Source organism: Acidimicrobiales bacterium (assembly GCA_034521975.1).
GTDB lineage: Bacteria > Actinomycetota > Acidimicrobiia > Acidimicrobiales > SKKL01 > SKKL01.
On record JAXHLR010000004.1, the window covers coordinates 487,319 to 494,280 of the forward strand.

Consider the following 6,962-nt stretch of genomic DNA (forward strand, 5'->3'; position numbering starts at 1 on the left):
CATCACCACATGGTCGATCATATGGTCGTTCGTTGGCCGGGCACCGCGGCTGGCCGACGACCCCCTTACCCCGATGGCGCGCGCTCCGGGCCGGACTCCGCGGCGATCTGTGCCGCTACGCCCGCCCCGACCTTGACCTCCATGCGGCTACGGCGAGGTGGCCAGGTTGTAGCGCTCAGCGACCTCGCGCGAGAGGCGCCGAGTGGTTGGGGTCGACACCTGCTTTGCCCCGAGCAACGCTGTCTCGTAGGGGATGGTGTCGCCCTCGCTGGTCACCTTCCATCCGGGCTCGTCGTGGGAAAGACCGCTCACCTGCTGAGCCGTGAGCCCATCGAGCTGCTCGAGCACATGGTCGATCGTCTCGCGCTCGGCGTTGGTGAAGACGCTGAGGTCGGGATCCCGAAGTGGGACGAGGCGGTGCTGCTCTCGACCGAGGAAGTCCTCGACCTGTGTCTCCGCAGCACCCGAGTCGACGAGCTGACGACGCACGGGCACAAGCTGGCGCGGTGCCGGGCAGTGCTCGAGCCGCTGGAACTCACAGCCCGAGATAGCAGCTCCGTGACGGCGGACATGAGTGAACTCGGCGAAGAAGATCGCCTTGTTGAGCTTGGTCGCTCCACCCGCCCGGTCGCCCCGGAGCCGATCGGCCAGGTACAGGAGCAGCTCGGTGAACTTTGACTTGTCGTACACCACGTCCGTGACCCCCATGCTACGCGGGACGTGTGACACTCATGATGCTCCTGCCTGGTCCTGGCGGGCTGGAGGAGTCCCCCAGATGGTGATGCCGAGGGCGTAGAGCAGCGCGTGGTCGAGCGCGAGGAGTCGGTCGGTGCCCAGTCGGCCGACAGGTTCGCGATCGAGGAGCGCCTGGGGGATCGTCACGAGGTTGTCGCAGCTCACCACGCTCCGCTCGGGGAGGCCCTCGTCGGGCCCGACGTCGACCTCGGACCGGATGCCCCGGATCGTTCTGGTGATGGGCGCACAGGTCACCGAGGTCAGCACCTCGATGGCAGCGTCGCGGGTGACGACACACACGGGGCGCCGACCGGCGGGGGGACCGAGGTCAGCCCAGACGACGTCGCCCCTGGCTACCACTCGGGCGCGGCGCCGGCGGCAAGCCGGCGCGCGGCCTCGACCAGGGCAGGATCCTGTGGGGTCCGTCGGTAGGCCGCCCTCAGGGCTTCATCGGCCTCGCGCTCCTCGGCCGCGGCGAGCACCGCTGCGGCGCCACGCCGGAGGAGCTCGGAACGACTGGTGCCCTCGGCCGCGGCCAGCCCGTCGAGGCGCGCCACCAGTTCGTCATCGAGCTGCACGAGGACCTGCCGACGAGTCATGCCCATATGGTAGATCATATGGTCGCTTGGCGTCCGAGGTCAGCTCATCGGGTGGCCACGCTTCCGGCGGGAACGACCGGAGCATCGGCCGCTCGAGTTCGAACAACCAGAGATCGAGCCGGTCGATGGCATCGGCGAGAGACCGATGCTGGCGGTACATGCCCCCGCTCCGGTCTCCTTGGTCCGGGGTCCACCCGCAGTACTCGTAGGCGTGGCCGCCGTCGTCGAGGTTGAGGTAGCGCCGGGTGTCGTAGTGCTTGTACAGGTGGATGTGGCGCCGCCGCGGGGCCGACAGTCGGAGCATGTACATGAACTCGCCGGGGTGAAACGACGGGAGATCTGGGGACTTTCGGGCGAGGAGGGCGACTCGTTCGAGCGGCTCCCACTCGGCCGTGTCGACGTCGTCCCACGTGGTGCGGAACGCTCGGGGCATCGGTGACTCCTTCAGGAAGTCGAACTGAAGGAGATGAGGTGCCTGTCAAGCGGGTGCCGCTCATCCCGATCGGCATCACGAACAGATCGTACCGAGGGGCACCGACAGCGAACGTGGGGCTAGCGGGTGTCAGGAGCCTGGCGAACTCGTGGTCGACCAGGTCGAGTCACCGCCAGGTCATGCCAGGGTGGCGGGAGCAACGGCGAGGCCTTCCGCAGCGGCGCCGGCGTGAAGGCGCTTGTCCCACACCGCCAAGGTGAGATCCGTGGTGCCGAGCGCACACGCGCTGGCGAGGTGAACGGCATCAGCTCCGCGGAGCTGATGGGTTGCTGCGAGCGAACCGGCGACACGCTCGACATCGGCGGACAACTCGACGGGACGCATCGATGCCCAGAACCGCTGCCAGTCAGCCCCAGCCGCGGATGCTTCGGACGCGGTCAGATCGTGGTTGCGTGCGGCCGCTGCGAGCGCTGCGCACACCTCGGGATGGGCAAGTCGACTGGACAGGGCGACATCGCACCCGTTCCACAACGCCGCGGCGATGTCGGACCCGACCTCATCGACCACGAGCTTCACGAGCGCGCTCGAATCGAAGTAGACGAGGGCCACGTTCAGCGACGCTGCTCGCCGACGATGTCCGCAACCGGTCGTTTCGGCGTCGGCCGGGGCCGGTCACCTGCGACCGGCCGGGTGGAACTGTCCGGGCGACTGATGACTCCCTCGGCAGTGAGTCTGTCGATGACCGGCGCCGAGTCGAGGCCGACGATTCGCGCGACCGGAGTTCCTCGATCGGTGATGACGACGTCGTTCCCTTCGCGTGCCGCCTCGATCCACCGGCTGAGGTGGGCTCTGAGCTCGGTGACGGCAACGTCCATGCCGCAACTGTACATCACAAGGAGCAGTCATATGTACAGGCGCGATGAGAGGACGGGTTCCCCGGTGCGGCTCAGGCCTCGGTGTCGGTGCTGACCATCCAAGGAACGCCGTAGCGGTCGGTACAGGCGCCGAAGCCGGGCGACCAGAACTGCGGGGCGAACTCCATCTCCACCTCTCCCCCATCGGCGAGGGCCTCGAAGACCCGCTTGGCGGTGTCGATGTCGGGGGTGCTGTAGGTGACGGCCACGCCGGTCTTGGGGCCGTCGTCGCCGGTGGGGTCGTCAGAGCCCATGATCATGGCGCCGTCGAAGGTGAGCGACGCGTGCATGACGTGGTGGGGTTCGGCGCCGGGCATCGGTTCGGCGTCGTCGGGGAGCTCCGCGTGGGTCATCACATAGAGCTCGCCGCCGAAGATCTCGTGGTAGTGGGCGAAGGTAAGGCCGGGATCAGCGGGTGGTGAAGCGGCTCATGAACTCCCACGCGTCGCGGGTGGCGTCGATGTCGAAGGTCGTGTGGCCGACGATCGCCTCGATCGATCGGCTGAACTCGCTCGAGGGCCAGGTGTGGCCGCCGTCGAGGACGATGTAGAACTCGACGTCGGCGCCGTCGGGGCAGTCGTACACCCGGTGGATCACCTCGTCGGTGAGCTCGTGGTCGGTGTGGTCGGAGGCGCAGCCGTTGCGTTCGGCGAAGGTCGAGACGGTCGCCGGATGGCCGTCGCCGTCGAGGTCGACCGGTGGCGGTTCGGTGGCGGGATCGACGAGGTCGGGGACCTCGGAGGTGTCCTCGTCATCGGAACCCGGGATGGCGGAGATGTCGACTCCCCCGTTGAACAGCAGGATCGGGTCCGCGGTGCCGTGGAACGACACGATCGGGACGGGTCGACTCTGGCCACAGGGGTCGACGTCCATGATCCCGGCGACGGGGGCGGCAGCCGCGAGCACCTCGGCCCGCTCGCAGATGAGCATCGAGGTGAACATGGCCCCGTTGGAGAGACCGGTGGCGTAGACGCGCGACTCGTCGATGCACAGGGTGGAGGTCACCTGGTCGAGGACGGCGTCGAAGTAGACGACGTCGGGGTTGGGCGATTCGGAGCTGATGTTCCAACGGACGGGAACGTCGGTGCCGTGCGGGTAGACGACGACGAAACCCTCGTCCTCGGCGAGATCGGAGTATGCCGTCATGCCGGCGTGGATCTCGGCGCCCTCCATCAGCCCGTGGAAGTCGAACACGACCGGTCGCGGTGTCTCGCCGTCGTGGGCGCTCGGGACGGTCAGCAGGTAGCGGCGCTCCACGTCGTCGACGGTGAGGGTGCGCTCCTCCTCGACGACCGGGGCATCGGCGTCGGTGCCACAACCAGGCGACGCGTGGCTGACCGGTTCGGGTTCCGTGGGTTCGGTGGTCGGGGCGTCGGGCTCCGCTGCCGAGCCGTCGTCGTCGTTGCCATCGCCGTCGTCTCCGGCGCAGGCGGCGAGCAGCAGGATCACGGCGACGAGGGCGGCGCTGATGCTCATGACGCTCGCGCCAGCGCGTTGGTTCACGGCTGCGCGCGTGGGCATTTGCGAACCGTAGTCAGGAAACATGGCGTGAGCACTGGAGCACGGTCGCTCAGAGCAGGGTGATCGACGCGGTGAGTTTCAGGGCCTGCCGTGTCGGCCACCGGCGGTCGGTCGTGATCAGCTCGTCGGCCGAGCGCTCGACCGCGGTCGCGATCACGAGCGCGTCGGGGAGCCGAAGCCGAGCGTGATGGGCCCGAAGCGCAGCCGCTCGACGCGCGATCGAGGGATCCAGGTCGACGATCTCGATCGGCAACTGCTCGAAGAGGTCCTCGACGACGGCGACTTCCCGGTGCCCTCGGCGTTGCGGGCCGACGAGACACTCGGTGAACGCCGACGCGGCCATGGCGAGTCGATCTCGGCTGCCCATGATGCGGGCAATCGCGGCGTTCGCTGTCTCGTGATGGGCGTCGTCAGCGTCGAGCAGTCCGATGACCACGCCGGCGTCGAGGTGGATCAGTCCCACTCGTCGCGGAGGGTGTCGAGGTCGTGCTCGGCGTAGACGCCGGTGAGCTGACCGGCGAAGTCGGCGAGGACGTCACGCTCGCGTTCGAGGACGACGCGCCCGGGCCCGTCGGCCCGTGCGACGAGTCGCTGGCCGGCTTCGAGTCCGGCGGCTCGCAGCTCAGCGGCCGGGATGGTGATCTGGTGCTTCGAGCTGATCGTCGTAGCGCCTCGCCGACTGTCCTTTACCTTTCCCATGAATGTAAAGGATACCCGATTCGTGGTGGAGCGCAACGCTTGCTGGGCGTTGGCTGCTCAGGGGTGGACCAGTTCGACGTGTCGTCTCGACGTTGCCGCGAGCGGTTCGAGGTCGTCGTGATCCGCGGTGACGATCTCGTCTCCGTCGTGGGCGAGCAACACGACGGCGGCGTCGACGACATCGAAGAGGCCCGCGGCTCCCAGCAGTTGCCCGGCAGCTCGCCCCAGTTCCTCGTCGAGCGGTCGAACGTCGATGCCCGCCAACGCCTGGGACAGCCGGGCCTGGCGCGGCCCCCCACGCCATACCTGCCCGAGAGCTCCTGCGTGGGTGAGCGGCAGGTCGCCGTCGATCTGGGCAGCCTTCAAACGGACCCACATGGCTCGCTCGTTGCGCTCCAGCGCGACGAGCGCTCCGCTGTCGAGCACGACGGTCACGCCGACGTCGCCTTGGGTCCGGATGACCGGCGCCGACCGCGGACGACCGTCGCCCGCTCGCGGTCCTCACGCCGCTGTGCGGTGATCTCTTCGGGGGTGATCTCGCCGAACTCGCTCTCGAAGTCCGAGACCGCAGCGGCGAGCATGGCGAGCTTGTGGTCGCGTCGGATCCTGTCCTCGAGCGCGGCGCTCACCCAGCCGCTGACGGACTCGGCTGCCCCGGAGCGCACGGCCTGTTGACCGGCCTCGATCAGCTCCGGATCGACCGTCACCGTCAACCGCTGCTTCTTCGCGCTCATACTTGCATGGTAACAGCGGTAGTACGCTTCGCATACCCCTCGCGGTACCGGCGGACCGGAACGGGAATACCCCAGTGGGTATCGGGGTTGCAGAGAGGTGAGCCGTCGAACCCCCGCCGGCTCATCCCCCTTGAGATGGAGATTCCACCATGGCCCTGCACCTCGGCGACGAAGCCCCCGACTTCACCGCGATGACCACCGACGGAGAGCTCTCGTTCCACGACTGGAAGCGGGGCTCGTGGGCGGTCTTCTTCAGTCACCCCGCCGACTTCACGCCGGTGTGCACCACCGAGCTGGGCCGTACGGCGGCGCTCGAGAGCGAGTTCGCCAAGCGCAACACCAAGGCGATGGCCTTGTCCATCGACTCGGTCGAGGATCACCACAAGTGGGCGCCCGACATCGGCGAGGTCACCGGCACCGAGCTCAACTTCCCGATCGTGGCCGATCCCGACCACAAGATCGCCGAGCTCTACGACATGATCCATCCCGGCGAGGGCGACACCTCGACCGTGCGCTCGGTGTTCATCGTCGACCCGGACGACAAGCTTCGACTGATGCTCACCTACCCCAAGTCGGTGGGCCGCAACTTCGACGAGATCGTCCGGGTGATCGACGCCCTCCAGGCCACCGACGCCAACCCCATCGCCACCCCCGCCGACTGGGTCCCCGGCGAGCGGGTGATCGTGGCCACGGCCGTGTCGACCGAGGACGCCAAGGAGAAGTTCCAGAACGTCGAGGAGTTCAAGCCCTACCTCCGCTACGCCGACGCTCCCTGACCTCTCCGGCCCAACGTGCGGCGTGGGAGGTCATGACTCGCCGGGCCACCGACGTGGAGTGGAGCTATGGGGACGGCCGGGTGGCGAGCATGCACGCCACCCGGATCCGGAGCACCGGGTCGTCGTCCTCGTCCAACAGGTCGGCCTGGGAGGTCAGTATCCCGCGACCGGGCTTGGAACTGAGCCGCTTCTCGGTGATGACGCACCGCGTGCGCACACGGGCACCGGGCCGGAGCGGCTTGGTGAACTGCACGTGCCAGTCGAATCCGCCGAGAAACGCCCACTCGTTGCCTGGCGCGTTGAGATAGCCGTGGGAGGAGAGGTACCAGAGGCTGATCGCGTACCCGCCGGATGCGACGAGACCACCGAGCGGTGACGCGTCGCCGATGTCCGGGATCGGCGTGCATGGGCCAGGGATCGAATCGCTGACCGTAGGCGAGCATCTCGTGCTCGTCGGCGACGAGCTCGGTTCCCCAGTACGGACGGTCCACCTCGACGTCGTCGTAGTAGACGGTTGCCATGTGCCCACGCTAACGAGTGGCGCCGTGCCC

General features: G+C 68.0%; 14 protein-coding genes. 1 reads left to right on the forward strand and 13 read right to left on the reverse strand.

Annotated elements, in window-relative coordinates; genetic code table 11:
* Positions 1-147: 147 nt before the first annotated feature.
* From U5K29_06695 to U5K29_06750, 12 genes are all read right to left on the reverse strand, one after another.
* Positions 148-690 carry a Panacea domain-containing protein gene (locus tag U5K29_06695; GenBank protein ID MDZ7678221.1) on the reverse strand — a complete coding sequence of 181 codons (543 nt, stop codon included), beginning with the start codon at positions 688-690 and terminating at the stop codon, positions 148-150.
* Between the two features lie 39 nt (positions 691-729).
* Positions 730-1,095, reverse strand: a complete 366-nt coding sequence (locus tag U5K29_06700) for a type II toxin-antitoxin system PemK/MazF family toxin (GenBank protein MDZ7678222.1) — start codon at positions 1,093-1,095, stop codon at positions 730-732.
* Entirely contained in the window at positions 1,089-1,334 is a 246-nt protein-coding gene (locus tag U5K29_06705) for a CopG family transcriptional regulator (GenBank protein MDZ7678223.1), read from the reverse strand. The genes U5K29_06700 and U5K29_06705 overlap by 7 nt, the downstream gene beginning before the upstream one ends.
* Entirely contained in the window at positions 1,300-1,767 is a 468-nt protein-coding gene (locus U5K29_06710) for a hypothetical protein (GenBank protein MDZ7678224.1), read from the reverse strand. Before U5K29_06710 ends, U5K29_06705 begins: the two co-directional genes overlap by 35 nt.
* A gap of 177 nt (positions 1,768-1,944) precedes the next feature.
* Complete coding sequence (locus U5K29_06715) at positions 1,945-2,376, reverse strand: type II toxin-antitoxin system VapC family toxin (protein MDZ7678225.1); 432 nt, start codon at positions 2,374-2,376, stop codon at positions 1,945-1,947.
* A gap of 2 nt (positions 2,377-2,378) precedes the next feature.
* Positions 2,379-2,642 carry a type II toxin-antitoxin system prevent-host-death family antitoxin gene (locus tag U5K29_06720; GenBank protein ID MDZ7678226.1) on the reverse strand — a complete coding sequence of 88 codons (264 nt, stop codon included), beginning with the start codon at positions 2,640-2,642 and terminating at the stop codon, positions 2,379-2,381.
* A 71-nt stretch (positions 2,643-2,713) separates the two neighbouring features.
* Positions 2,714-3,034, reverse strand: a complete 321-nt coding sequence (locus U5K29_06725; protein MDZ7678227.1) for a VOC family protein — start codon at positions 3,032-3,034, stop codon at positions 2,714-2,716.
* A gap of 55 nt (positions 3,035-3,089) precedes the next feature.
* Entirely contained in the window at positions 3,090-4,202 is a 1,113-nt protein-coding gene (locus U5K29_06730; GenBank protein MDZ7678228.1) for a PHB depolymerase family esterase, read from the reverse strand.
* A gap of 49 nt (positions 4,203-4,251) precedes the next feature.
* Positions 4,252-4,665 carry a PIN domain-containing protein gene (locus U5K29_06735; GenBank protein MDZ7678229.1) on the reverse strand — a complete coding sequence of 138 codons (414 nt, stop codon included), beginning with the start codon at positions 4,663-4,665 and terminating at the stop codon, positions 4,252-4,254.
* Positions 4,656-4,901 (reverse strand): AbrB/MazE/SpoVT family DNA-binding domain-containing protein, encoded by a 246-nt coding sequence (locus U5K29_06740; GenBank protein ID MDZ7678230.1) that lies wholly within the window; start codon positions 4,899-4,901, stop codon positions 4,656-4,658. Before U5K29_06740 ends, U5K29_06735 begins: the two co-directional genes overlap by 10 nt.
* A 57-nt stretch (positions 4,902-4,958) precedes the next feature.
* Positions 4,959-5,336 (reverse strand): hypothetical protein, encoded by a 378-nt coding sequence (locus U5K29_06745; protein MDZ7678231.1) that lies wholly within the window; start codon positions 5,334-5,336, stop codon positions 4,959-4,961.
* Entirely contained in the window at positions 5,333-5,635 is a 303-nt protein-coding gene (locus tag U5K29_06750) for a hypothetical protein (GenBank protein ID MDZ7678232.1), read from the reverse strand. The genes U5K29_06745 and U5K29_06750 overlap by 4 nt, the downstream gene beginning before the upstream one ends.
* A gap of 149 nt (positions 5,636-5,784) precedes the next feature.
* Here U5K29_06750 and U5K29_06755 point away from each other — a divergent pair, with 149 nt between their 5' ends.
* Positions 5,785-6,411 (forward strand): peroxiredoxin, encoded by a 627-nt coding sequence (locus tag U5K29_06755; protein MDZ7678233.1) that lies wholly within the window; start codon positions 5,785-5,787, stop codon positions 6,409-6,411.
* 64 nt (positions 6,412-6,475) lie between these two features.
* On the opposite strand, the gene U5K29_06760 is transcribed toward U5K29_06755, so the two are convergent.
* The gene (locus tag U5K29_06760; protein MDZ7678234.1) at positions 6,476-6,664 is read right to left on the reverse strand and encodes a hypothetical protein; all 189 of its coding nucleotides are present in this window, start codon (positions 6,662-6,664) and stop codon (positions 6,476-6,478) included.
* Positions 6,665-6,962: the final 298 nt, after the last annotated feature.

Coding starts and splice junctions, on each gene's coding strand:
- U5K29_06705 (MDZ7678223.1), bottom strand. CDS start 1,334: ATGACTCGTCGGCAGGTCCTCGTGCAGCTCGATGACGAACTGGTGGCG.
- U5K29_06710 (MDZ7678224.1), bottom strand. CDS start 1,767: ATGCCCCGAGCGTTCCGCACCACGTGGGACGACGTCGACACGGCCGAG.
- U5K29_06720 (MDZ7678226.1), bottom strand. CDS start 2,642: ATGGACGTTGCCGTCACCGAGCTCAGAGCCCACCTCAGCCGGTGGATC.
- U5K29_06725 (MDZ7678227.1), bottom strand. CDS start 3,034: ATGACCCACGCGGAGCTCCCCGACGACGCCGAACCGATGCCCGGCGCC.
- U5K29_06730 (MDZ7678228.1), bottom strand. CDS start 4,202: ATGCCCACGCGCGCAGCCGTGAACCAACGCGCTGGCGCGAGCGTCATG.
- U5K29_06740 (MDZ7678230.1), bottom strand. CDS start 4,901: ATGGGAAAGGTAAAGGACAGTCGGCGAGGCGCTACGACGATCAGCTCG.
- U5K29_06750 (MDZ7678232.1), bottom strand. CDS start 5,635: ATGAGCGCGAAGAAGCAGCGGTTGACGGTGACGGTCGATCCGGAGCTG.
- U5K29_06755 (MDZ7678233.1), top strand. CDS start 5,785: ATGGCCCTGCACCTCGGCGACGAAGCCCCCGACTTCACCGCGATGACC.